This window comes from Mycolicibacterium sediminis (assembly GCF_010731735.1).
In the GTDB taxonomy this organism is placed as follows: Bacteria; Actinomycetota; Actinomycetes; order Mycobacteriales; family Mycobacteriaceae; genus Mycobacterium; species Mycobacterium sediminis.
In genome coordinates this window covers 2377176-2401668 of the sequence record NZ_AP022588.1, presented here as the reverse complement: position 1 = coordinate 2401668, position 24493 = coordinate 2377176, and the positions used below count along the sequence as shown (strand labels likewise).

General features: G+C 69.0%; 22 protein-coding genes. 11 read left to right on the top strand and 11 right to left on the bottom strand.

The annotated features are described in order from the left end of the window. Window positions 1-41 precede the first annotated feature (41 nt). From rplJ to G6N64_RS11490, 4 genes are all read right to left on the bottom strand, one after another. Complete coding sequence (rplJ, locus tag G6N64_RS11505; protein WP_163797034.1) at window positions 42-581, bottom strand: 50S ribosomal protein L10; 540 nt, start codon at window positions 579-581, stop codon at window positions 42-44. A gap of 226 nt (window positions 582-807) precedes the next feature. After that, window positions 808-1710 carry an ROK family protein gene (locus G6N64_RS11500; protein WP_163797032.1) on the bottom strand — a complete coding sequence of 301 codons (903 nt, stop codon included), beginning with the start codon at window positions 1708-1710 and terminating at the stop codon, window positions 808-810. Then, window positions 1710-2321 carry a DUF7158 domain-containing protein gene (locus G6N64_RS11495; RefSeq protein WP_163797030.1) on the bottom strand — a complete coding sequence of 204 codons (612 nt, stop codon included), beginning with the start codon at window positions 2319-2321 and terminating at the stop codon, window positions 1710-1712. The genes G6N64_RS11500 and G6N64_RS11495 overlap by 1 nt, the downstream gene beginning before the upstream one ends. Beyond that, window positions 2318-6490 (bottom strand): glycoside hydrolase family 38 N-terminal domain-containing protein, encoded by a 4173-nt coding sequence (locus G6N64_RS11490; RefSeq protein ID WP_163797028.1) that lies wholly within the window; start codon window positions 6488-6490, stop codon window positions 2318-2320. Before G6N64_RS11490 ends, G6N64_RS11495 begins: the two co-directional genes overlap by 4 nt. Window positions 6491-6681: 191 nt before the next feature. On the opposite strand from G6N64_RS11490, the gene G6N64_RS11485 reads away from it, so the two are divergent. Further along, a complete protein-coding gene (locus tag G6N64_RS11485) occupies window positions 6682-7629 on the top strand; it encodes a GlxA family transcriptional regulator (RefSeq protein ID WP_163797027.1) in 948 nt (315 codons plus the stop codon). A gap of 4 nt (window positions 7630-7633) precedes the next feature. Here the strand turns inward: G6N64_RS11485 and G6N64_RS11480 are convergent, their stop codons facing one another. Further along, window positions 7634-8641 (bottom strand): zinc-dependent alcohol dehydrogenase family protein, encoded by a 1008-nt coding sequence (locus tag G6N64_RS11480; protein WP_163797025.1) that lies wholly within the window; start codon window positions 8639-8641, stop codon window positions 7634-7636. A 229-nt stretch (window positions 8642-8870) separates the two neighbouring features. Between G6N64_RS11480 and G6N64_RS11475 the strand changes: the two genes are divergently transcribed. Then, a complete protein-coding gene (locus tag G6N64_RS11475) occupies window positions 8871-9011 on the top strand; it encodes a hypothetical protein (protein WP_163797024.1) in 141 nt (46 codons plus the stop codon). On the opposite strand, the gene G6N64_RS11470 is transcribed toward G6N64_RS11475, so the two are convergent. Further along, window positions 9008-9961, bottom strand: coding sequence for a helix-turn-helix transcriptional regulator (locus G6N64_RS11470; RefSeq protein WP_163797023.1), 954 nt, complete (start codon window positions 9959-9961; stop codon window positions 9008-9010). The two genes, G6N64_RS11475 and G6N64_RS11470, sit on opposite strands and share 4 nt — an antisense overlap. Window positions 9962-10022: 61 nt before the next feature. On the opposite strand from G6N64_RS11470, the gene G6N64_RS11465 reads away from it, so the two are divergent. Genes G6N64_RS11465 through G6N64_RS11455 form a run of 3 tightly spaced genes read left to right on the top strand, consistent with a single transcriptional unit; the run spans window position 10023 to window position 12081 of the window. Next, the gene (locus G6N64_RS11465) at window positions 10023-10550 is read left to right on the top strand and encodes a DinB family protein (RefSeq protein ID WP_163797022.1); all 528 of its coding nucleotides are present in this window, start codon (window positions 10023-10025) and stop codon (window positions 10548-10550) included. A gap of 1 nt (window position 10551) precedes the next feature. Next, window positions 10552-11157: a DinB family protein gene (locus G6N64_RS11460; RefSeq protein WP_163797021.1), complete on the top strand. Its 606-nt coding sequence runs from the start codon at window positions 10552-10554 to the stop codon at window positions 11155-11157. 9 nt (window positions 11158-11166) lie between these two features. After that, window positions 11167-12081: an alpha/beta fold hydrolase gene (locus tag G6N64_RS11455; protein ID WP_163797020.1), complete on the top strand. Its 915-nt coding sequence runs from the start codon at window positions 11167-11169 to the stop codon at window positions 12079-12081. Here the strand turns inward: G6N64_RS11455 and G6N64_RS11450 are convergent. After that, on the bottom strand, window positions 12078-12674 hold the full coding sequence (locus tag G6N64_RS11450) for a TetR/AcrR family transcriptional regulator (RefSeq protein ID WP_163797019.1): 597 nt from the start codon (window positions 12672-12674) through the stop codon (window positions 12078-12080). The two genes, G6N64_RS11455 and G6N64_RS11450, sit on opposite strands and share 4 nt — an antisense overlap. 96 nt (window positions 12675-12770) lie before the next feature. Here G6N64_RS11450 and G6N64_RS11445 point away from each other — a divergent pair, with 96 nt between their 5' ends. The 6 genes from G6N64_RS11445 (at window position 12771) to G6N64_RS11420 (ending at window position 19271) form a co-directional block, all read left to right on the top strand. After that, window positions 12771-13769, top strand: a complete 999-nt coding sequence (locus G6N64_RS11445) for an oxygenase MpaB family protein (protein WP_163797017.1) — start codon at window positions 12771-12773, stop codon at window positions 13767-13769. A 180-nt stretch (window positions 13770-13949) separates the two neighbouring features. Continuing rightward, a complete protein-coding gene (locus tag G6N64_RS11440; protein ID WP_163797015.1) occupies window positions 13950-15308 on the top strand; it encodes an ABC1 kinase family protein in 1359 nt (452 codons plus the stop codon). A gap of 4 nt (window positions 15309-15312) precedes the next feature. Next, complete coding sequence (locus G6N64_RS11435; protein ID WP_163797013.1) at window positions 15313-16221, top strand: alpha/beta fold hydrolase; 909 nt, start codon at window positions 15313-15315, stop codon at window positions 16219-16221. Window positions 16222-16342: 121 nt separating this feature from the next. Then, entirely contained in the window at window positions 16343-17221 is an 879-nt protein-coding gene (locus tag G6N64_RS11430) for a cyclopropane mycolic acid synthase family methyltransferase (RefSeq protein WP_163797011.1), read from the top strand. A 118-nt stretch (window positions 17222-17339) separates the two neighbouring features. Beyond that, complete coding sequence (locus G6N64_RS11425; protein WP_163797009.1) at window positions 17340-18215, top strand: cyclopropane mycolic acid synthase family methyltransferase; 876 nt, start codon at window positions 17340-17342, stop codon at window positions 18213-18215. A gap of 159 nt (window positions 18216-18374) precedes the next feature. Beyond that, window positions 18375-19271, top strand: coding sequence for a cyclopropane mycolic acid synthase family methyltransferase (locus G6N64_RS11420; protein ID WP_163797000.1), 897 nt, complete (start codon window positions 18375-18377; stop codon window positions 19269-19271). 61 nt (window positions 19272-19332) lie between these two features. Here G6N64_RS11420 and G6N64_RS11415 read toward each other — a convergent pair whose 3' ends face one another. The 4 genes from G6N64_RS11415 to G6N64_RS11400 form a co-directional block, all read right to left on the bottom strand. After that, window positions 19333-20931, bottom strand: coding sequence for a PE-PPE domain-containing protein (locus G6N64_RS11415; protein WP_163796997.1), 1599 nt, complete (start codon window positions 20929-20931; stop codon window positions 19333-19335). 93 nt (window positions 20932-21024) lie between these two features. Next, on the bottom strand, window positions 21025-22113 hold the full coding sequence (locus G6N64_RS11410) for a glycosyl hydrolase family 8 (RefSeq protein WP_163796995.1): 1089 nt from the start codon (window positions 22111-22113) through the stop codon (window positions 21025-21027). A 10-nt stretch (window positions 22114-22123) separates the two neighbouring features. Continuing rightward, window positions 22124-22876 carry a polyprenol monophosphomannose synthase gene (locus G6N64_RS11405; RefSeq protein ID WP_246231114.1) on the bottom strand — a complete coding sequence of 251 codons (753 nt, stop codon included), beginning with the start codon at window positions 22874-22876 and terminating at the stop codon, window positions 22124-22126. After that, window positions 22873-24486, bottom strand: a complete 1614-nt coding sequence (locus tag G6N64_RS11400) for a glycosyltransferase family 39 protein (protein ID WP_163796993.1) — start codon at window positions 24484-24486, stop codon at window positions 22873-22875. Before G6N64_RS11400 ends, G6N64_RS11405 begins: the two co-directional genes overlap by 4 nt. Between the last annotated feature and the right edge of the window lie 7 nt (window positions 24487-24493).

Here is a 24493-nt window from a genome sequence, read left to right as displayed (position 1 = left end):
GTCCTTCCTTACTTGTGTGGTGCTTGTGATGGTGTGGGGAACTACTCGGCGGGGGCGGAGGATTCCGACCCGGCCTTCTTCTCTTGCAGAGCTGCGGCCAGACGGGCGATCTGGGACGCGGGCGCGACGAACAGCGCCGCGGCCTGCGACTGCTTGGCCTTCATGGCGCCGGCCAGCTTGGACAGCAGCACCTCGCGCGACTCGAGATCGGCGATGCGCTCGACCTCGGAGACGGTCAGCGCGCGACCGTCCATGTAGCCGCCCTTGATGACCAGGGCCTTGTGATCCTTGGCGAACTTCTTGATCGCCTTGGCGGCGTCGACCGGCTCGCCGGAGATGAACGCGATCGCGGTCGGTCCGGTGAACAGCTCGTCGAGGCCATCGACTCCGGCCTCGGTTGCCGCACGCTTCACCAAGGTGTTCTTGGCGACGGTGTAGGTCGTGGAGTTACCCAGCGACCTACGCAGCTCGGCAAGATTGGACACCGTCAGGCCGCGGTACTCGGTGACGACGGTGGCCGTCGCCTCCTTGAACTTCTCGGCGATGTCGGCGACCGCGGTGGCCTTGTCAGCGTTGGCCATGCTTGCCTCCTCGTGATTGGTGGACGTCCACCAACCGGCGGCCTCGAGGGGCGGAGGAGCCTGGAAACGAAAGAGCGCCCCGACACAGACAGGTCGGGGCGCGCATGAATACGTCTACCTCGTCCTCCTGCGTGGGCCGCCCGGACGAGTCCGGACCCTTCAACCGATTTCTCGGTGACCTACGGTCTTCGGTGGAACCTGGCCAGAGTAGCGGATCGGCGACCGATCAGCCAAAACGCGCCAGGGCAGCGGCCCCGACGAGGCCGGCATCGCCGCCGAGTTCGGCGGTCACCACCCGTAGGTCCCGGATGAAGGACAGCCCGGCGTAGGTGCGCAGCGCCTCGTGCAGCGGGTCGAACAGCAGTGGACCCGACTTCGCGACCCCGCCGCCGATCACGACGAGGTCGAGGTCGCAGACCGCGGCGACCGACGCGATCATGGCCGCCACGGCGGTCCCGCCGCGCCGGAACGCGCGCAGCGCGACGGCGTCACCGGCGTTGGCGGCGTCGGCGAGTTCCTTGGCATCGGCCTCGGGCGGGGCGTCCCACCCGTTGGCCCGGGCCCACCGGGCGAGGTGCGGGCCGGATGCGACGGTCTCGGCGCACCCGCGGCCACCGCACGTGCACGGTCCGCCGTCGGGGTCGACGACGACGTGTCCGACGTGGCCCGCGTTTCCGGTCCGGCCGTCGTAGGGCGCTCCGTCGAGCACCAGTCCCCCGCCGATGCCGGTGGAGACCACCATCCCGAGCAGGAACTCCGCGCCGATGGCCGCACCGCGCCACCGCTCGCCGAGCGCCATGCAGAGTCCGTCGCCGCCCAGCCTGACGAGGACTCCGGTGACGGCGCGCACCCGCTCGACGATCGGAAACCGCTGCCACGCGGTGATGTTGATGGGGCTGACCGTGCCGCCCGGCAGGTCGATCGGCCCGGCCGACGAGATGCCGACGCCATCGACCGTGCCGTCCGCCTCGCGCAGCGCCTCGCGGATCAGTGCCTCGGTGACGGCCCACACCGCCTCGGCGTCGGTGTCGGGTGTCGGCCGTTGCGCCCGGTGCACCAGCGTGCCGTCGGAGTCGACGAGGCCGACGGCGATCTTGGTGCCGCCGACGTCGACGGCGAGGGTGCTCATCAGTGCCGATGGGTGTTGTCGGGCTGGCGGGGATCGCCGGGATGCTCGTAGCCGGGTGCGAGGTCGACGAGGTCGGCTCGCCGGGCGTCGAGCCACAGCCGGAAGGCACGGCGCCGGGCGGACGCCAGCAGGTGCGCCGCGATGACGGTGCGCACGGCGTCGAGACTCGGCGGTGGGGCGGGCCGGTGCCAGCCGCCGGCGACGGTCACGGGCTCGACGAATCTGTGCGGATTGCGAACGTGGTAGGCGGCGACGGCGTCCTCGGACACCTCGACGTGGGCGGTGACGTGCTCGAACAGGTTGCGGGCCAACGGCTCTCGTAACACGTACGCCGCGACGCTGCCGATCTCGAGGCGTGCGGGGGTGTCGGGCAGCAGGTCGTCCTCGGTCGGTGCGCCGACGTCGTCGACGCCGCGCTCGGCCGCCTCCCGCGCGACGACGCGCTCGGTGACAAGCAGTTGGGTGAGCCAGCGTCGCAGCTGGCGCCCCTCGCTGGTGCCCGGCCGGGGCAGCGCCGACGCGAGCACCGAGGCCCGCAACTCGGTCTCGCGACGGTCGACCTCGGCGGTCGAGACGGACGTGCCGGCGACGGTGGCTACGACGTCGCTCATCGCACCGTCACCCTGACCGCGGGCGTGTAGATCAGGTGTCCGGCGCACGCGACGCGGACCAGCGCCCACCACTCGCCGGGTTCCACCCAGGCGGGCGGCGACACGTCGAACACGAGGTCGGCGCTACCGCGGGCGGGGAGTTCCGCGCCGACGGCGGCCGGCCCGATCCAGCCCCACGTGCCCCAGGGACTGATCAGGTGCGCCTCGAGGGACAGGTCGGCGGCGGCATCGGTCGCGACGGTGACGCGCAGCGCCGCGGAGTGGCCCGCGGCGACCTCGACGGGCTCGGGTTCGCCGGTCAGGCGCAGCATCTCATCGGTCGTCTCGCCGACGGTGACGACGCAGACGTCCTCGACCATCTGCCTCCAGGACGCGGGGATGTCCTCGTTGCCCGTGACGCACAGTTCGGCGCGTACCGGGTAGTGGCCGGGCGCGGCGTCGGCGGGCACGCCGATCGTCACCGCGGCCTCCAGGTGGTCGCCCGCGGGCAGGAGGAACGGCAGCTCGTCGGGGGACGCCGACCAGCCGGGCGGGCAGACGACACGGACCCGGCCGTGCAGCGTCGCGTCGGTGCAGTCGCTGGCGGCCGTGAGCCGCAGGTCGACCGGCGCACCGGGCGACACTGCGACGCGGTGCGGGTGCAGGTAGGCGACCGCGGGCAGTCCGCCCATCGGAGCGGGACCCCGGTTGTGCAGCCAGTAGCGGGCGTACAGGGGTTGTGCGACTTCGGCTTCCGGTCCGAGCGCCTCGGTCGACGCGCCCGTGACCGGAGGCAGGTTCAGCGTCGCGCGCACGGTGGCGATCTCATAGCCGTGCAGCCGGTCGCCGTCGGCGCGGTCGGTGGGCTGCTCGAGCAGGTCCAGTCGATCGTCGAGCGGTACCGACCGCAAGCCGGAGTGCACCGTCACCACCGCAGCCCGGCCGTGGGTTTCGACCAGCCGGATGGCGATGCCGTCGGCGGCCTCCACGTGCGCGGCGCTGCCGTGCGCGATCGGGTTCCCCGCCACCTTGCATGCCCCCAGGGCAACGCGTCGCGCGGGTTCGACACCCAGCAGGGAGCCCCACGGCGGCAACCCGCTGCCGCCGTGACTGCCCGCGACGGCCAGGAGCGGATGCGAGTACTCCGCACTGCGGGCGGGCAGGTCGGCGTCCCGCCAGTCGCCGTCCGCGGCGATCACCGCGTAGTCGAAGGCGTGCGTCCAGTGCTGCAGCTGAAAGTTCGAGCCGTCGGGCGCGGTACGGCGCGGCGGGTCGATCCAGGTGCCGGACGGCCAGCCGGTGCAGGACCGCATCAGCGAGGTGTGCAGCGTTCCGTCGGCGTCGACGGCGAAACTCGGGACGCCGCGGTTGAGGACGGCGATCGTGCGCGCATCGAACTCGTCGATGCCGTGCGGCGCGGACTGCTCGACGACGATCTCGGCATCGACGAGGTCCTCGACGACGGGTGCCACCGCGGCGCCGGTGCCCGCAGCGGCTGCGAGGATCAGGACCGGCAGCGCCGCGACGTCGCGCAGGTCGGCGTCGGGCACCCACCGGTCGGCGAGTGGTCTGCCGGACGGAACCCACACGCGGGCAGCGCCGTTCGCGTCGAGCTGGCGTCGGAGCTCCGACGCGTAGGCCGGATCCGCCGCCGCGAGGACGGCCGCGGTGAACGCGTTGGCGTCGGGTCCGCCGACGGCGATGCGGGCGTCGGGCAGGTTGGAGTCGACGGCGAGGTGGCCGTAGCGGGGTCTGTCGGCGCTGGAGCAGGTCGCCGTGACGCCGGCGCGGACCAGCGCGACGGCGAGATCCCGCACGGCGGGCGACGCGTCCTCCCCCGGCGGCGTCACCACCTCGGCCACCGAGATGGCCCTGACCGCATCCTGGACGCATACCCGCACCGCCGACGACGAGCCGAACCAGCCGTAGGCGGGGTTGTCCAGGGTGTGCGGGTGCGCGGCGGTGTCGACGGCGCGGCGGTGGTCCCCCTCGTGCAGCAGCCCGAAGCCGCGGCCGATCACGGCGTCACCGACCTCGCTGACGGGCATGGCGCCCGGGATCGGGCAGGGCCAGCGCAGCCGCAGCAGCCGGTCCTCGCCGGTGAACTCGTCGATCGTCGTCCGGCAGTCGACCCGGTCGACGCCGCGCCACAGCGTCAACGTCTGTGTGTACCTGAGCAGTTCGCCGATGCGACCGCGGACGGTCAGACGCTCGCCCAGCGCGCACCGCGCGGCGGTGACCTCGGCGGGGTGGTCCGACGAGCACACCACCGGTCCCTTGGGCAGCAGGTGCCAGGGTCCTTCACCGGCGTCGGGGTGGGCGGGGTACTCCTCGTACACCGCGAGTTCGTTGCCCACCCGACCCTCGGCGATGAGTTCGCGGCCGGTCGCCACCAGGGACGTGACACCGCCGCCACGCTCGGGGTCGGCTCGCAGCCGGTAGTGCTCGTTGCCGATGTCTGTGCCCGGCAGCGGCTCCCACTGTGCTGCCGCGCCGGTTCGCAGCCGGAAGGCGCGCCAGCCCAGTGACGGGACGTCGCGGGCGAGCCAGCTCACGGTGTGGCCACCGTGCTCGATCAGGGTCGGCAGGTCGGTACCGTCGCCGTCCGTCACCACGCCGGCGAAGGCGTCGTCGAGGTGGACCGTCACGACGTCGGTGCGGTTGTGCGCCAGCGGGTTCCACACCACGACGTCGCCGTCGACAGCGCTGGACAGCAGGCCCAGCGCGCCGTCGCGGCCGGCGCGACCGAGTTCCCACGCGTCCCGCCAGCTGGTCAGCAGGTCGAGGTACACCTGGTCGGACTCGGATCCGGTGATGGCGTCGTGGTGCGCGCCGTACGCCAACTGCACCCACGCCTTGGCGAGTGCGGCGTGCGGGTAGTGCGCGCCCGCAAGCAGACCCGCGAACACCGCGAAGCGCTCCGCCTCGAGCACCGCGTTCTCGGCGGCGCGGTTGGCCTGCTTGGTGTCGACGTAGGAGACGTCCTTGCCGGTATAGATCGGGTTCATGTCCCGGGTCTGCGGGGCGGGCGCGGCACCGCGCCCGTCGAGTTCGGTCCGGACGGCGGCGAAGAACTCGCTCGGCAGCGCGCACGTGAAGCGCGGCCAGGTGTAGCGGCCGTTCCAGTCCCGGTGGATCTCGGTGACCCACTTGTTCGGCGGGGTGTAGTCGGTGCCGACGGGCAGCAGCACGTTGCGCGTCAGCGCGACCTTCTTCAACCCGGTGAACAGGTCGTAGGTGGCGGCCTCCGCCTCGGCCAGCGACGCCGCGGAGTCCATCCACCAGCCCGCCGCGTAGTGCGCGGGCATGTAGTGGGTGAGCAGGCCGCGTCCCGACGGCGCGGTCCACTCGAACTCGCTGGCGAACTGCATCCGCTCGGGGTCGCCGTCGCCCGCCATCGGGCCCCACTGGTGGTGCGGTCCGCGTGCCCACGAACTCGACGTCAGGCCGGCATCGGCCGCCATGCCGGGGAACTGCGGGTCGTGTCCGAAGACGTCGAGCTGCCACGCGGTCTCCGGAGCCGCGCCCATCACGTCGCGCTGAAAACCGATGCCGTGGACGAAGTTACGAATGGCCGTCTCGGGGCTGGTGAGGTTGGTGTTCGGCTCGTTGTAGGTGCCGCCCATCACCTCGACGCGCCCCTCGGCGATCAGCCGACGCAGGTCGGCGCGGTCGGCCGGGACCGCATCCCAGTACGGCTTGAGGTAGTCGACCTCGGCGAGGACGAACTTGTACTCGGGTTCGCGGCGGGCCATCTCGAGGTGCGCGGCCACCAGGTCGAAGCCGTTGGTCTGCCGGCAGCGACCGGGCGGGTCCTCGGTCCAGACGCTGGTGTAGGCGGCCTGGGTGTTCCACCACACGGGGTCGTAGTGGAAGTGGCTGATCATGTGCATCGTCCAGCCGGGTTCGGCGTCGAAGAACGGGAATTCGGCCACGCGCCCGTCGACAGTCACCCGCGCGGGACGCGTGCGGCCCGGCGTCGGATCGGTCACGCGAACCGGCACCTCGAGGACACCGGCGCCGGTGACGACGTCACCCGACACCTCGAGGCCATCGCCCTCGAGCACCATCCCGGAGACGTCGACGCCGCCGGGCACGCGCACGCGCACCACCTGTCGCAGAGCGGTCTCCGGCCCCACGAACAGTTCGGTCGACTCCGCGGAGATGCTCTGTGCCACTTCGTCGACCATGACCGCACTGTACGTTCGCCGCCCCTCTCCCGCTCGCACTCCGGCCCATCCCGCGAGCAGACGTGAACTCCCCTCAATTGGCCGCAAACGGGGGAGTTCACGTCTGCTCGCCAGTACCGGATGGCGGTAATGCCCATGGGTGCAAGAATGACGACGCGGTCGACACGCGTCGGCCGGATCGGAGTCGGGTGATGCAGCGACCGCATCGGGTGGTGGTCCTCGTACTCGACGGGGCACTGCCGCTGGACGTCGGGATCCCGGCGGAGGTGTTCCACCCCGAGACGGGATTCGGCTACGAGGTGTCGGCCTGCGGGGTCACCGCCGGAACCGTGCCGTCCCATGGGAGCTTCGGCTACGCGGTCCCGCGCGGCCTGGAGGCGCTGGCCGACGCGGACACCGTCGTCGTCCCGGGGTACGCGCCGGCTGGTCGGCCGATTCCGGGGGAGGTGGGCGACGCGCTCCGGGGCGCCGAAGCGCGTGGCGCCCGCATCGCGTCGATCTGCTACGGCGCCTTCGCCCTCGCGGACGCCGGCCTCCTCGATGGCTTGCGGGCGACGACGCACTGGGATGCGGCGGAGGCGCTCGCGGAACGGTATCCGCGGATAACGGTCGAGCCGAACGTGCTCTTCGTCGACGAGGGGTCCATCCTCACCTCGGCGGGGGCTGCGGCCGGTCTCGACCTGTGTCTGCACATCGTTCGACGTGACCTCGGCGTGAGCGCGGCGACCGAGATCGCCCGCGGACTCGTCACCGCCCCCTATCGGACCGGCGGCCAGGCGCAGTACCTGCCGAAGGCGAGCTCGGCAGCCCACGGCGAGACCCTCGCCGCGACGCGCGAGTGGGCCATGTCGCGGCTGGACCGACAGCTCACGATCGCCGAACTCGCCGAGCACGCCAAGATGTCGCCCCGAACGTTCCTGCGCCGCTTCGCCGACGAGACCGGCAGTACGCCGCTGCAGTGGATCCTCCGCGCGCGTGTCGACACCGCACGCGAACTCCTGGAGAGCACGAAGCTGTCGGTCGACCGCATCGCGGACCAGGTCGGCCTGGGCACCGGTTCGAACCTGCGGCTGCACTTCCGACGTCTCCTCGACGTGTCCCCCTCCGAGTACCGGGCCACGTTCTCCGGGCGGAGCTGACCGGCTACGAGATGCGAGCGGGGAGCGAGACGGTGTCGCCCAGGACGTCGATCGCGACCTTGCCGCGAAGGGCGTACGACCGCCGGTTCTCCAGCAGCTCGTGCGCTTCGCCCATGCGAGCCAGCGGAAGGGTCGCGCCGATGACCGGCTTCACCAGACCGCGTTCCACCAGCGTGGTGAGCGCGTCCAGCTTCCCTTGGTTCTGCCGCGTGAAGACGAAGTGGTAGGCGGCGTTCCTACCCCACGCCTCGATGAGGTTCTGCGGCTGCGCGATGTCGACGATGCTGACGACGCGTCCGGAGTCGGCCAGCGTCAACGGGCTTCGCGTGAGCGCCTCCCCACCGATCGTGTCGAAGACGACGTCGACCCCCCTGCCCCGCGTCGTCTCGGCCACGGCGTCGACGTAGTCGGTCGACGTGTGGTCGATCGCCTCGTCTGCGCCGAGGGAGCGCACGAACTCGTGGTCGCCGGACCTCGCGGTGGTGATCACCTGTGCGCCGATCGCCCGTGCGATCTGGATCGCGATCGTGCCGACGCCACCCGCGCCGCCATGAATGAGGATCGTCTCCCCCACGGCCAGCCGGGCCCGGGTCACCAGGGACTCCCACACCGTTCCGCCGACGAGCGTCAGGCTCGCCGCCTCCAGGTGACTGACGTTCTCCGGCTTGCGGCCGATGAGGTCGACGTCGACGACGTGCTGCTCGGCGTACGAGCCGGGACCGCCGAAGATCCGGGGCGTGTAGTACACCGCGTCGCCGGCGCGGAACTCGGTCACGTGCGTGCCGACGTCCTCGACGACGCCGGAGACGTCGTGCCCGATGATCGCCGGCAGCGGCACCTGATCCGGATAGTCGCCGCGACGGATCTGAAAGTCGAGCGGGTTGACGGCGGTCGCGTGGACGCGCACCCGGACCTGGCGGGGGCCGACGTCCGGCACGGGGACGTCACGTAGCTCGAAGGCATCCACGCCTCCGAAGCGGGCGAGTACGACGGCCTTCATCAGATCGGTCAAGTCGGATCCCATCGGTGCGTTCGGTGCCCTCGCCGGGCGGTCCCTCCCAGTGTCGGGTGCACACCTGCCCCGTGCCAGTGGCGACAATGCCAACATCCGCGAGGATAGTGACACCTCCAGGTCCCCCCGTGAGCCCGCCCCCGTTGGCCCGTAATTCACGTCACGGACCGATGACGTGCCCCCGCGCCCGCGTGCCGGGTGGTCGGAAATCTGTCACAGTGGAGGAACTGTGAACGACCACGACACGACACCCCGACGGACGCCCCGGCGTCGCGATCCGCTGTCGCTCGGCTTCGAAGCGCACCGCGGATTGCTGTTGCTGCGCCTCCGGCTCCGTACCGCCGCGCACACCCGTCGCCACCGCACCTAGCGCACGGCGCGGGCCAACCGTTCGGCCACCGTCGCGACCGCGGCGGCCACCTCGTCCGGTTCCAAGACCTCGAAGTCCACACCGGGCATGGCAAGCCACGGCACCATCCGCATCGGATCGCTGGCACCGGTGGTGACGATGCAGGCATCCTCCCCGTCGGCCTCGATCTCCACCGATGCCGCCGAGAAGACACCGGCGATCACGTCCATCGGCGCCTGATACCGGATCCGTGCGACGTAGGGGTAGGCCGACGAGCTGATCGACCGCCGCACGTAGGTGGCCGCATCGGGCGCCTCGCGCGGCAGGAACGTGGTGCCGACCGCCCGAACGTCGGTCATCCGGTCCAGTCGCAGGCTCCGCCAGTCCTGCTTGTCGCGGTCGAACGCCATCAGGTACCAGCGCCGGCCGGTCGTGACCAGCTGGTACGGCTCGAGGCGCCTCTCGGTCCGGTTGCCCCGGACGTCCACGTACACCGCCGTCACGTGTTCGTGGTCACGGCTGGCCCGCGCGAGGGTCATCAGCACGTCGGGTTCGACGGGGGTGTCCTGCCCGCCGGACGTCAGTGTCACGGTCGCGTCGTGCACCGCCGACACCTGGGAGCGCAGCCGTGCCGGCATCACCTGGTCGAGCTTGGACAGCGCGCGCAGCGCCGACTCCCCCACGCCGGCGACGCTGCCACCGGCGGCGACCCGCAGGCAGACGGCCATCGCGACGGCTTCCTCCGGGTCGAGCAGCAGCGGCGGCAGCGCAGCCCCCGCGCCCAGTTGGTAGCCGCCGCCGTGCCCCTTGCTGGCGTGCACGGGGTAGCCGAGGTCGCGCAGGCGGTCGACGTCGCGGCGCACGCTGCGGCCCGTGACGCCGAGCCGCTCGGCGAGTTCCTGCCCCGACCACACGCGGCGGGACTGCAGCAGGCCGAGCAGGTGGAGGACGCGACTCGTCGTTTCGGACACGTCCACAGTCTTGCGCACTCTTAGGACCGAATCAGTCCTAAGCGAATGCGAGGGTCGTCCCATGACCAACGACCTCTCGGCGCACCTGGCCGAACAGCTCGACTTCCACTGGCGGGGCGCACTGCGGCCGCGCCTCGACGGTCTCACCGACGACGAGTACTTCTTCGAGCCGGTGCCGGACTGCTGGACCGTTCACCGGAGCGGCGCGATCGACTTCGCGTACCCCGAGCCGACGCCGCCGCCGTTCACCACCATCGCGTGGCGCCTGGCCCACGTCATCGTCGGAGTGCTGGCGGTGCGCGTGCACTCCCACTTCGGCGGTCCGCCCGCCGATTACGAGACGTGGGACTACGCCGTCGACGCCGACACGGCCCTGCGGCAACTCGACGACGCGTACGCGGGCTGGTTAGCCGGCGTGTGCGGCCTCGACGACGCCGATCTCGCCAGGCCTGTCGGACCGGCCGAGGGCCCGTGGGCTCGGGAGTCCATGTCGACGCTCGTCCTGCACATCAACCGCGAGGTGATCCACCATGGAGCCGAGATCTCTCTGCTCCGCGACCTGTACGCCCACACCACGAAGGGACACTGAGATGCCTGCCATGCCCCCACCCATCACCGACGAACGCGAGGGCCTCAAGGAGTACGTCGCCGCGCAGCAGTACGCGTTCCACGCGCTGGCGTTCGGCCTCACCGACGAGCAGGCGCGCAGCGCACCGTCGGTCAGCGCGCTGTCGATCGGCGGACTGATCAAGCACGTCACCAACTGTCAGCACGGCTGGATGGAGCGCGTCGCCGCCGCACCCGAACTCACCGCGGGCGACCAGCGGCCGATGAACGAGCAGAGTTCGGACTACGGCGACGAGTTCGTGATGCGCGACGACGAGACCCTCGCCGACGTGCTGGCGGCGTTCGACGCTCAGAACGCCGAGACCATCAGGCTGATCGAGACGACGGATCTCGCGGCGCCCGTGCCGGTTCCGCCCGGGGTGCCGTGGTTTCCGAAGAACGTCGGCGCCTGGTCGGTGCGCTGGGTGCTCTTCCACGTGATCGAGGAGTTGGCCCGCCACGCCGGCCAGGGCGACATCGTCCGCGAGACCATCGACGGCGCCACCCTCTACGAACTGCTGGCGGGCATCGAGGACTGGGAACCCACGCCGTGGCTGACGCCGTGGGGCAAGCAACCCGTCAGCGGGTAGAAAGGTCTGATGCTCGTCCGGACCGGCACTGCCCGCTGCGGGGACCCGGCCGACCCCGTCGACCTCTACTACGAGGACCTCGGCGACCCCAGCCGGCCCGCGGTGGTGCTCGTCATGGGTGTCGGTGCGCAACTCCCGATGTGGCCGGACGGCTTCTGTGACCTGTTGGTGCGCAGAGGCTTCCGCGTCATCCGGTTCGACCACCGCGATATCGGACTGTCGACCAAGCTGACGGGACGACGCGCCGACGGCTCGGTCTACGCACGCGTCGCCCGGTACGCGGTGGGGCGTGGCAGCCCCGTGCCGTACACGCTCGTCGACATGGCCGAGGACGTCCGCGGTCTGCTCGACCACCTGGGCATCGACGCCGCGCACGTGATCGGCGCGTCGATGGGCGGCATGATCGCGCAGATCCTGGCGGGCAGCCATCCCGAGCGGGTCCGCTCGCTGGGGCTGGTGATGACCAGCCCCAGCACGGCGTTCTCGTCGCTACCGCGTTGGCGCGTCATCAGATTGGCCTTCGACGCGCCGGGCCGCGACGCGCCGCGCGAGGCCAGGGTCGCCACCGAGGTGCGCAACATCGCAATCATCAACGGCCCCAACTTCCTGCCCACCGACGACCAGCTGCGCGAGCGCGTCGAAAGCCTCACCGCGCGCAGCGACTACCCGCAGGGCAGCCTCCGGCAGTTCGACGCGATCCTCGGCACCGGCAGCCTGGTCCGCTACGCCAGGCGGATCACCGCTCCGACGGTGGTCGTGCACGGCTCGAAGGATCCCATGGTGCGAATCCGCAACGGCCGCAACCTCGCCCGGATCATCGACGGCGCACGCTTCGTCGTGGTGGACGGCATGGGCCACGATCTGCCCGAACCGGTGTGGCGGCCGGTGGTCGAGGCGCTCGCGGAGAACTTCGTCGGCACCTAGCCGAGGATGCGCGCCAGCGCGTGGTCGACCACCGCGTCGACGTCGTCGCCGAGCCGGCCCGCGAGCCACTGTTCGACCAGTTGGCTCATCGCGCCGGTGAACAGCGCCGCACCGACGCGCGCCGAAACGGGGTCGACGTCGGGGTGCAGGCGGGCGTCCTCGTCGACGACGAGTTGGAACAGGACGGCCTGGGTGGCCGCCCGGCGCTCGGCCAGCACGGGGTTGGCGGGGGCGTCGGTGAACAGCAGTCGGCCGCGGCGCCGATCGGTGGAGCTGAACGTCAGCACCGCCACCATGCCCGCCCGGGACGTGCCGCGTGGGCTGCCGTCCGACGCGGCGACCGCGGCGTCGACGGCCTCGCCGAGGCCCCTGACGGTCACGTCGTAGGCGGCGCCGAGCAGTTCGTGGACGTCGGCGAAGCTCTCGTAGAAGTAGCGCGTGTTCAGACCGCACTCCCGGCACACGGAGCGCACCGACACCGCGGCCTCTCCACCGTCGCCGAAGAGCGCGAACGCCGCCTCGACGAGTAGCGCTCTGCGCTCGGCGCGACGGTCCACCAGCGGGACGCCCGCCCACCGCGTCGGAGTCGACATGGGAGAAGCGTACGACGATCGACGCCACTTCTGGCTACACACGTAGCCAGATCGTTGCTAAAGTGACAACAACCGTAGCCAGAATTGGGGAACGCCATGTTGTTGCCGCATCAGATGGTCGAGCAGTCGCTGCAGGGTCACTTCGATCGCACCGTCCGCAGGAACTACTTCCGCGGCATGGAGTTCGCGGGGCCGGCGGGCGATCCGGGCTGGTTCGGACCCGACAGCGCGACGTGGCACGTGCACTCGCACATGCCGTCGCTGATCTTCGGGCTCCAGTGCGCGGCGTACCTGGAACGCCTCGACCCGTCGATCTACTGGATGGGCGTGCACCACTCGCGCCTCGTCGAGCAATCCGAGGACCCCGCCGCCCCGCCGCGCATCGATCCGAAGGGCCTGGCCGTCCGTCTCGGCCACTCCATCGCGTTCTTCATCGGCACGGCCTACGGATCCACCGACACCGCCGAGCGGCTCGCACAGACGGTCCGCGCGATGCACCACACCATCAAGGGCGTGCGGCCCGACGGCGCGCGCTACGACGCCGACGATCCGGACTGGCTGCGCTGGAACTACGCGACGGTCGTGTGGGGGTTGGCCACCGCGCACGAGATGTATCACCCGCGGCCACTGCGGGGCCGCAAGCTGGACCGCTACTACGGCGAGTTCGTCCGCGTGGGTCACGCGCTCGGCGGCACCGACCTGCCGACCACCAAGGCCGACACCCACGACTGCCTGAAGTCCTACCTGCCGAAACTTGCGCTCACCCACGGCGCCGCCATGGCGACCGGCCACCACCTGCCGTTGCCGGAGAGCGTTGTCGACTGGGCCATCCGCGACACCATGCCCACCTGGGCCATGCAGTTGATAGGCCACCGCTCGCCGAACGTCGTCGAGCGCACTGCCCGTCGCACCGGGGTGTGGGCCGTCATCAACGGACTGGGCGCCGCGGCGGGGCCCATCCCCGAGTTTCGCGAGGCGCAGGCCCGGGTCGCCGGAGGGATCGACCCGGACCTGGCGCCGCATACGCTGCCGGGCTACGTGCTGGGCAGCGACCCGGCCCGCAGCCGCGCCCAGGTGGAGCACGAGTTCGCCTGACGCCGCCCCCTCGCCCCCGCGACCGCGAGCGCCCGATATTCGCGCCGAAACGGCATTCCCTGTCGTCAACCAGCGCCCTCCGCAACAGGGAATGCCGTTTCGCGCCAACCGAGGCGCCGCAGATGTGACGTGGTGCACACGAATTTTCCGCCTCTTCGACAGTTTTGAGAGACTGCAGTCATGACAACGACGAAGCACCGCGAGGGAGCGAAGCTGGACCGGGTGCCCCTGCCCGTCGAGGCTGCCCGCGTCGGCGCCACCGGGTGGCAGCTCACCCGGACCGGCGCGCGGGTCGTCAGCAACCTGGTCGGCCGCGGTTCCCTACAGCAGAAGATCGTGAAGCAGATCCCCCAGACGTTCTCCGATCTGGGGCCGACGTACGTGAAGCTGGGCCAGATCATCGCCTCGAGCCCCGGCGCGTTCGGCGAGGGGTTGAGCCGCGAGTTCCGCAGTCTGCTCGACCGCGTGCCGCCGGCGGACAAGGATCAGGTCCACGCACTGTTCAAGGAGGAGTTGGGCGACGACCCGGCGAACCTCTTCAAGCACTTCGACGACGAGCCGTTCGCGTCGGCGTCGATCGCGCAGGTGCACTACGCGACGCTGCACTCCGGCGAGGAGGTCGTGGTCAAGATTCAGCGGCCGGGCATCCGCCGCCGGGTCGCCGCCGACCTGCAGATCCTCAAGCGCGGGGCGCGGCTGGTCGAACTCGCGAAGATCGGTCAGCGGCTGTCGGCCCAGGACGTGGTGGCCGACTTCGCCGACAACCTCGCCGAGGAACTCGACTTCCGGCTCGAGGCGCAGTCGATGGACGCGTGGGTGGCGCACATGCACGCCTCGCCGCTGGGCAAGAACATTCGGGTGGCGCAGGTCTACTGGAATCTCACCAGCGAGCGCGTGCTCACGATGGAGCGCATCCAGGGCACCCGCATCGACGACGTCGCGACCATCCGCAAGAAGGGCTTCGACGGCACCGAGTTGGTCAAGGCGCTGCTGTTCAGCGTGTTCGAGGGCGGGCTGAAGCACGGCCTGTTCCACGGCGACCTGCACGCCGGCAACCTGTACGTCGACGACGACGGCAAGATCGTCTTCTTCGACTTCGGCATCATGGGTCGCGTCGATCCCCGAACCCGTTGGCTGCTACGCGAACTCGTCTACGCGCTGCTGGTCACGAAGGACCACGCCGCGGCTGGCAAGATCGTCGTCCTGATGGGCGCGGTCGGCACCATGAAGCCCGAGGCCGAAGCCGCCCGCGACCTCGAGAAGTTCGCCACGCCGCTGACCACCAAGTCGCTCGGCGACCTCGGATACGCCGAGATCGGCAAGCAGCTCTCGGCGCTGGCCGACGCCTACGACGTGAAGCTGCCGCGCGAGCTGGTGTTGATCGGCAAGCAGTTCCTCTACGTGGAGCGCTACATGAAGCTGCTCGCGCCGTCGTGGCAGATGATGAGCGACCCGCAGCTCACCGGCTACTTCGCCAACTTCATGGTCGACGTGAGTCGCGAGCACAAGGAACACGATCCCGACGAGTTGGAGGTCTGAGCGCGTGGACATCCGTGAGGGCGACGCCCCGGCCACCCAGGGCCTGACGATCCACTACGAGGACATGGGCGACGAGAACGATCCCGCCGTCCTGCTGATCATGGGACTCGGTGCGCAGCTGGTCTTCTGGCGCGAGGAGTTCTGTCAGAAGCTGGTCGACGACGGGTTGCGCGTCATCCGCTTCGACAACCGCGACGTCGGCCTCTCCGGCCGGGTCGACGGTCGGCGCACCCGGGGCTCGCAGGTGGGCAACATGGTGCGGTCCTTCCTGGGCGTGCGCAGCCCGTCGGTGTACCGGCTGGAGAACATGGCCGACGACGCCGCCGCGCTGCTCGACCACCTCGGGATCGACTGGGCGCACGTCGTCGGCGCGTCGATGGGCGGCATGATCGCGCAGGTGTTCGCTGCGCGGCACGCCAACCGGACGCGGGGCCTCGGCATCATCTTCTCGTCGAACAATCAGCCGTGCCTGCCGCCGCCCGGGCCGCAGCAGTTGCTGGCGGTCGTCACGGGCCCGTCGCCGGACTCGCCGCGAGACGTCATCATCGAGAACTCGATCAGGGTCACCCGGATCATCGGCAGCCCCGGCTACCCGGCGAGCGACGACCGGCTGCGGGCCGACGCGATCGCGTTCTACGACCGGGCGCACTACCCGCAGGGCATCGCGCGGCAGTTCAACGCGATCACCGGCAGCGGCAGCCTGCTGCACTACGACCGCCAGATCACCGCGCCGACCGTGGTCATCCACGGCAAGGCCGACAAGCTGATGCGTCCGTCGGGCGGCAAGGCCATCGCCAAGGCCATCCCGAATGCGCGGCTGGTGCTGTTCGACGGCATGGGTCACGAGCTGCCGGAACCGCTGTGGGACCCGATCGTTGCCGAACTTCGCAAGACGTTCGCCGAAGCCGGCTGAAATTCAGCAATTAGTGGCGGTCAGGGGCTCGGCGTAGAGTCACCAAGGACCGCAGCAGGGGCTCTGACGGGTCATCGCCGATCCTCCCGGCCCACTGAACTGCCAGAAAGGCACCAGGGACATGACCAAGAGCACCCGTAAGGGCGGCCTGAAGCCGCATTTCGAAGACGTACAGGCACACTACGACCTCTCCGACGAGTTCTTCCGGCTTTTCCTCGATCCGAGCCAGACCTACAGCTGCGCGTACTTCGAGCGCGACGACATGACGCTGGAAGAGGCGCAGCTCGCCAAAGTCGATCTCGCACTGGGCAAGCTGGGCCTCGAGCCCGGCATGACGCTTCTCGACGTCGGCTGCGGCTGGGGTTCGACCATGCTGCGCGCCATCGAGAAGTACGACGTCAACGTCGTCGGACTCACCCTCAGCAAGAACCAGGCCGCACACGTCGAGGAGCAGTTCGCCGCGGTGGACAGCCCGCGATCGAAGCGCGTTCTGCTGCAGGGTTGGGAGCAGTTCGACGAGCCGGTTGATCGCATCGTCTCGATCGGTGCGTTCGAGCACTTCGGCAAGGATCGCTGGGACGACTTCTTCGCCGCGTCCTACAAGGCGCTGCCGAACGACGGAGTCATGCTGCTGCACACCATCACTGCGCTGACGCTGCCGCAGATGACGGCCGCCGGCCTGCCGCTGACGATCTCGATCGCAAAGTTCGTGAAGTTCATCCTCACCGACATCTTCCCGGGCGGCTACCTGCCGACCACCGAGATGGCTGCCGAGTTCGCGACCCGCGGCGGCTTCGAGTTGACCCGCACCCAGTCGCTTCAGAAGCACTACGCCCGGACCCTCGATACCTGGTCCGCTGCCCTCGAGGCACACAGGGACGAGGCGATCGCCGTGCAGTCCGAGGAGATGTACGACAGGTACATGCACTACCTCACCGGTTGCGCGAAGGGCTTCCACGAGGGGTACATCGACGTCTGCCAGTTCACACTCGTCAAGTAGCCGCGATGCGGGTGAGCAACCGCCTCTTGGGTAGCCTGACCCCCAACGCACCGATGATCGATCCGGATCCCCCAGCCTCCTGGGGTGTCGGTGCCAGAACGGAAGGCGGTGTCCACCCATGACCGACTTGACGCCCCACTTTGCCGACGTCCAGACGCATTACGACCTGTCTGACGACTTCTACCGGCTGTTCCTCGACCCGACGCAGACGTACAGCTGCGCGTACTTCGAGCGCGACGACATGACGCTCGAGGAGGCCCAGCTCGCGAAGATCGACCTGTCGCTCGGCAAGCTCGACCTGCAACCCGGGATGACGTTGCTCGACGTCGGCTGCGGGTGGGGCGCGACACTGCTCCGGGCGGCGGAGAAGTACGACGTGAACGTCGTCGGCCTGACGCTGTCGGAGAACCAGTTCGCGCACGTCCAGGCCCGTTTCGACGCCGCGGCGGGGGCCCGCACCAAGCGGGTCCTGCTGCAGGGCTGGGAGCAGTTCGACGAGCCCGTCGACCGCATCGTGTCGATCGGGGCGTTCGAGCACTTCGGCGCCGACCGGTGGGTGCCGTTCTTCGAGATGGCCCACCGCGTGCTGCCCGACGACGGCGTGATGCTGCTGCACACCATCACCCGGCTGATGATGGACGAGGTCAAGGCACGCGGGATCCCGCTGAGCATGGACGTCGCCCGCTTCACGCTGTTCATCGCCCGGGAGATCTTCCCCGGCGGCCAGCTCCCCTCCATCGAGGACGCCGAGCGGCACGCGTCGGACGCCGGCTTCGCCGTGACGCGCGTGCAGTCACTGCAGTTGCACTACGCGCGCACGCTCGACCTGTGGGCCGAGGCGCTGGAGGCGCGCCGGGACGAGGCGATCGCCATCCAGTCCGTCGAGGTGTACGACCGGTACATGAAGTACCTCGTCGGGTGCGCCGACATGTTCCGCAGGGGCTACATCGACGTCAACCAGTTCACGTGCGTGAAGCAGCCGTCACACCAGTAACTGGACGTCACGCGAATTAGGGCTGAACACCGGGCGCGACTATCGTATGGCGCTAGTTGCGCATCACTAGGGGTTCCGACCCGTAGGGTGCGATCACAGCGAGATTCACAAGTGTTCGGTCGCGTTTGCGGCTGCCACCAGGAAGGCCAGTAGGAACTCATGCCCGAAAACTCAACCGGCATCAAGGACATGACGCCTCACTTCGAGGACATCCAGGCGCACTACGACCTGTCTGATGACTTCTTCGGCGTCTTCCAGGATCCGACCCGCAAGTACAGCTGCGCGTACTTCACCCGGCCCGAGGCGACGCTCTCCGAGGCCCAGATCGCGAACGTCGACCAGCACCTCGAGGCGCTCGACCTGAAGCCGGGCATGACCCTGCTCGAGGTCGGCTGCGGCTGGGGTCTGACGTTGCAGCGCGCGATGGAGAAGTACGACGTCAACGTCATCGGCCTCACGCTGTCCAAGAACCAGCAGGCCTACTGCAACGAGCTGCTGGGCAAGATCGACAGCGGCCGCAAGTTCGACGTGCGCCTCGAGGGCTGGGAGCAGTTCGGCAGCTCCGTCGACCGCATCGTGTCGATCGAGGCGTTCGAGCACTTCGGCTTCGACCGTTACGACGACTTCTTCAAGATGTGCTATGACGTGATGCCCGACGACGGCCGCATGACCCTCCAGAGCAGCGTCGGCTACCACCCGGACGACCTGCAGGCTCGCGGTAAGAAGCTGACGTTCGAGATGGCCCGCTTCATCAAGTTCATGATCACCGAGATCTTTCCCGGCGGTCGGCTTCCGTCCACCGACATGATGGTCGAGCGCGGCGAGAAGGCCGGCTTCACGGTCCCGTCGGCGCTGTCGCTGCGCAACCACTACATCAAGACCCTCGGCATCTGGGCCGGCCGCCTCGAGGCGCATAAGGACGAGGCCATCGCCGCGGCGGGCACCGAGAACTACGACCGCTACATGAAGTACCTGACCGGCGCCCAGTTCTACTTCGTCGACGAGTCCATCGACGTCAGCCTGGTCACCTACCTGAAGCCCGGCGCCGTCGCCTGACGGTGACGACGTGAAACGGCCCCGCACTCTCGAGTGCGGGGCCGTTCTCGTACGGGGATCGTCAGGCCGCGGCTTGCCCTGGGGTGCCGTCGTTGGTCGCGGCCTTCAGGGGCTGTGAAGTCGCCGGTTCGGATTGCTTACCCGCTACCGTATTCAGGCCGTTCGGCACGGCCGCGTCCTCGGTGCCGGAGCCACGCAGACCGCCTATCTCCTGGCCCGCATCGCCGGGCACCGAGAGGCCACTGCGCCCAACGGTAGCCTGCATCGACTGCCTGATGACGTTCGTCAACGGCTTCTTGGCCTGCAGCGTCGCCGTTGGGTTCCCGACGTCGGCGAGCGACGTCGTGGTTTCGGCGACGGAATCGGATGACCGGGCCGCACGGGCCGATCCGGTTGTTGCCGTTGGTGATTCACCGGCCGCCTGGTTGCCCTGCACGGGCTGCAGCGGCAGGTTCGGCGCGACTGCACCCTCGGGCGGGTTCAGCGGGGACAGGCTGGTGCCGCCACCGAGTGCGTTGTTGACGCCCTGGCCCACGGCGCCCACGAGGTCCAGGCCGACCTTCACGGGATTGAAGGTGAGCGGGTTGAACGGCAGGATCGACAGGGGCGTGGCGACACTCGGGTCGCCGCTGTAGTCGTAGCCGAGTTCGGCCAGTACGCGGTACGCCGGGGCGACGAGTTCGAGGACCGGCTTGATCAGCGGCCGCAGTCCCGACGGCACGGACCCGTAGATGAAGTCGGCGATCGGCAGCGACGTCGCCTGAATGACGACGTACTGGTTGCCATAGGAGTCCACCCGGCAGTTCACGCCGACGTTGCAGGCGATCGCGGCGGGCAGCGTCTCGGGGGTGTACCCGTAGGGCAGGGTCTCGGTCGGGCCGTTGCCGTTCGGCGTCAGGTAGAAGCCGTGCACCGTCTCGAGCGCGGCGACGGCGTTGAGCAGCGCGAAGGGATTGCCGAAGTAGCGCGGTGCGTCACCCACCGGGTCGAAGTGGAAGGACATCACGGTCTGCTTGACGAGGGGGTCCGGCGTCATGGGCGGCCCGAACGTGATGTCGAAATAGGGGATGAAACCGAGCGGGCTGAGCCGCGACCACAGGCCGCCGTCCGGTGTCTCGATGCCGCCGATGGTGACGATCTGGATGCGCTTCTTCTGCGCGTCGACCGGGATCGCCTTGATGTAGTCGTTGAGGACGTTGGAGACGACTGCCCCGCCCTGCGAGTAGCCGAAGACGACGATGTCGTCGGAGGTCTGCGTGAGGGCGTAGTCCAGTTGCTCCTGTAGGCCCACGGCGCCCTTGCCGACGGAGACGTCCCACTTGTCGCAGCCGTCCGGGCCGGACCGGCACCAGCCGGGGATGAAGGACAGCGGGAAGAAGGACGCCGGGTAGTTGATCCCCTGGAGCGTGGGGTCGGGCACGCCCTCTGCCACCGTCCCGCAGTTGAACGCGTTCGTGCACGCGGTGCCCTGCAGGTACCGGTTGCGGGCGTTCTCGAGGTAGTTGTTGACGATGTTTGCGTTGGGGGTGCCGGTGCCCTGGACGATCAGGCCGATGGCTCCGAAGGCGAGAGCGGCCGAGAAGGCCGATCCGATCAGCAGGACCACGGCACCAAGGAGGGAAAGGGTGGCGAGGTAGCCAGCCCTCAACGCTTTACGCATGCGTAGAACGATCACACAGCCGTGCCTTGATCGGTTGCTGGTTTCGCAAACCCGTTCCTGTGAGTTTCGGCGACGAGGCGGGCAGCACGAACGTTAGGCACGCGGACATTCGCCCAGCGCCGACGACCGCAACATCAGGTCGCCCAAAGCGACCCAAGCCGCTCCGTAGTAGCTGGGATAGCGCGCCTGCAGAGCTGCCGATTCATCGAGCGCCCTTGCGGAACCTGGACCGTCTCCAGCAGCAAGCAAGACGGCGGCCCGTGCGACGAGTGCGATGGGATGCTTCCATTCGACCGCGGCGGAACCGTCGAGATGACGGATCCCCACGGCTGACGGTTGCACGGAGAGCGGGATGCGCATGGCAGCGGCGAGTTCGCGGTCTTCGTGGGCGCATGATTCGGCGAGCCGGATCGGAACCCGCGCAGCGTCCAGGCCGAACTGGACCGGTGCCGATCCGTGCCCGACGGCACTGATCGCGTCTCCGTTCAACTCCGCCCAGTCGGGCGGCAGTGGCGCCTGCTGAATCAATCTCTCGATGACGCCACGGTTCCCCGTCGAGACGGTGCTCCACCGTGCGTCGAAACGGGCAAGCTCCTGCTCGGCCCGCGGGCTGAAGTAACTCGCGTTCACTTGCTGCGGGTGGGCCGTGGCCCAGTTGCCCGCGACCATGACGTACCCGTCCCCACCCGGTCTCGTCTCGCCGTCGAGCACCGCTGCCGCGAGACGTCTGCCGTGGGACGTCAGGTCGGGCGCCCCGAATCTGTCGCCGGCCAGGATGAGTGCGCGGGCCGCATCTAGATCTGCGTCACTTGCGCTGTTGGCGTCCGTCACACCGCCCTCGTACCAACGCCAGGCCAAGAGGCCGTCGGACCGCAAGAGATTGGTCTGTGTCCACGACCAGATCAGGCGAAAGTTGGGTTCGTCGTCGATGGCTGCAGCGATGAGCATCCCGTAGGCCTGTCCCTCACTTACGACGTCGCCGCCCTCGTCGATGCGGACGACGCGGCCGTCGGATGCCAGGTACTCGCGTAGGAAGCTGCGCCCGTGTTCCGTGGCGACCCCGGCGATGCCACTGTCGGGCGGTGACTCTTTCGCACCGTCCGCGTGTAGCCGCCATGCGGTGACCACCGCGACGAACACCACGACCACCAGTCCGGCGACGAGACCACGTCGCGTAGCCACTCGCGAGCCATCACCTCGATGCCTTCCTGTCTCGGCCGGTCTCGCGGGTGATCCCGAAGCGATGCTGCACCCCCCATCGTGCGATGTTGGTGACGGCCTCCCAGATGGTGCCGATGTCCATCTTCGAAGCCCCTAGCCGTCGTTCGACGAAGGTGATCGGCACTTCGACGACGACGCCTCCGAGTCGAATTGCGCGCCAGGCCATCTCGACCTGGAAGCCGTAGCCCCGGGAGTGGACGTCCGCGAAGTCGATGTCGGCCAAGACCTCACTACGGTAGGCGCGGTAACCCGAGGTGATGTCGTTGATCGGGGCACCCAGCGCGAGGCGGGCGTATGCGTTGGCGGTCTTCGAGAGCATCCGACGTCGTCGCGGCCAATTGACCGTTGCCCCTCCTGCCACGTACCGAGAGCCGATCGCGACGTGGGCTCCGCGAGAGATGGCGGTCAAGAGGCCCTCGAGTTGCTCCGGAGCGTGACTTCCGTCCGCATCCATCTCGACCACCACGTCGAAACCCTGGTCCAGCGCCCAGGCGAATCCCGCGAGGTACGCCGCGCCCAACCCCTCCTTGGCTGAACGGTGCAGGACGTGAACCTGCGACAGGCGCAGAGCGATTCGATCCGCGGCGGCACCGGTGCCGTCGGGGCTGTCGTCGTCCACGACGAGTACGTGGACGTCTGGGTTCGTGGACGTCGTGCGATCCACGATGAGAGCCACGTTGTCGATCTCGTTGTACGTCGGGATCACGACCACTGTCCGAGTCACGGGTCGACTCTCATGATGACGACGGCGTCGTTGGCCGACCCGAATTCGGCGACGGGCTCCGCGTGATCCAGTGCTTCGAACACCATGGGCATCGTCGCCTTGGACTCGGACACCAGGGTGACGCGGGACAAAGCCAGGTAGTCGATGGCCTGCCAGCTGCCGAGTCGTTGGGTGACTTCGGGGTCGCTGTCGACCTTGTAGACCCAGATGTTGCCGTGTCCATCGAAACCGGCGTTGTGCAGATCGAGCCACATCTCGCCTTCGGCGACGACGTTGGCGTCGTGGGGGACGTTGTCCCGCAGCCAGGCGGTCACCTGGCGCTGCGATGCGTCGGCGTCCACCGTCCACTGGTACTCGAGGGTGTTACTCCACCCGCTTCCGGCCACGGTGATGGCGACGCACCAGAAGACCACGACGGCCAACGATCCGGCAACGGCCGCTGCGGGTCGCCAGCGCTGACGTCGACGTCCGTCGGATCGCAGGGGAACGGTCGCCGGGCCGTCGGCGGTTCGCGTCCACATCCTGTCGCACAGTCCCGCCACTGCTAGTGCACAGAACGGGAGCATCGCCACGACGTACATCGAAGGCAGGTAACCCTGGCGCAGCAGCATCGCCGACTGGATTGCCAGGGCCAATACGATGGGACGGAGTCGACGATCTCCGACGAGCAACGCTGCCGCGACGAGTCCGCCGACCGGAAGCCAGGCATCCAGCGCTAGCCAGCTGTCGACCAATGTCCTTGCATCGCTTGATGCGTCGAACACGCTGCCGCTGCCCTTGCGCGCACTCAACTGCCAGTCGAGGGCACCGAGCAGGCTGACGTGTCCGGCGCCCGGCGTCAGCTCACTCTTGATGAGGGCGTACAGCGGGTACAGGGCCGCAGACATGGCGAGGACGAGACCGAAGGCAACCCAGACGAACTGACGGTTGTTCGAGCGGCGATAATTGGACCAGATTGCCAGCACGATCGCGGGTGCCAGTAGGAGCAGCGTCTCCTTGGTCAGAACCGCAACGGCAAAGCACAGCGCGGAGCCCACACCGGCACCCCACGCTCGCCTCGGCGACCACGCCAGCACCAGGCTTGCGAGTACCCACGGCATCGCCACGTTGTCGAGCAACGTCAATCGGCCGTAGTACATCGCCAGCGGGCTGAACAGGAACACCAGCACGGCGATGACCGCCCAGGATCGGCGCAGGCCCACCCGGCGGCCGAGCGCGTAGATCAAGAGACTCGTCGCGACTCGCGCCACGATCATGAACTCGCGCCCCGCCATGGTGCTCTGCTCGTTCCAGCGGTCCCACCCATCCGTGACCGTTGCCCACAACGACATCTGTATCCAGCCGAGCGGCGGATGGTCGTACCAGTACGTGTAGTGCGCCAGAGCGCCGAGGTTGGGAATCGCCCAGGCCTGGGCGAGGTACACGCCCTCGTCCTTGAAGCGGACCGGGTTGCCATAGACGTTGAAGGCCGTAGCGATCGAACACGTGACGATGATCGCCGCGCAGATCGCAGGTGTCCGCCACCGTGCCAATCGAGAGGTCCGGCCGGCCGGGCTAGGGGGCAGGGCGGCATCCCCGGGGCCCTCGCGTACTTCCAGAATGGTTGCCATCTAGCGG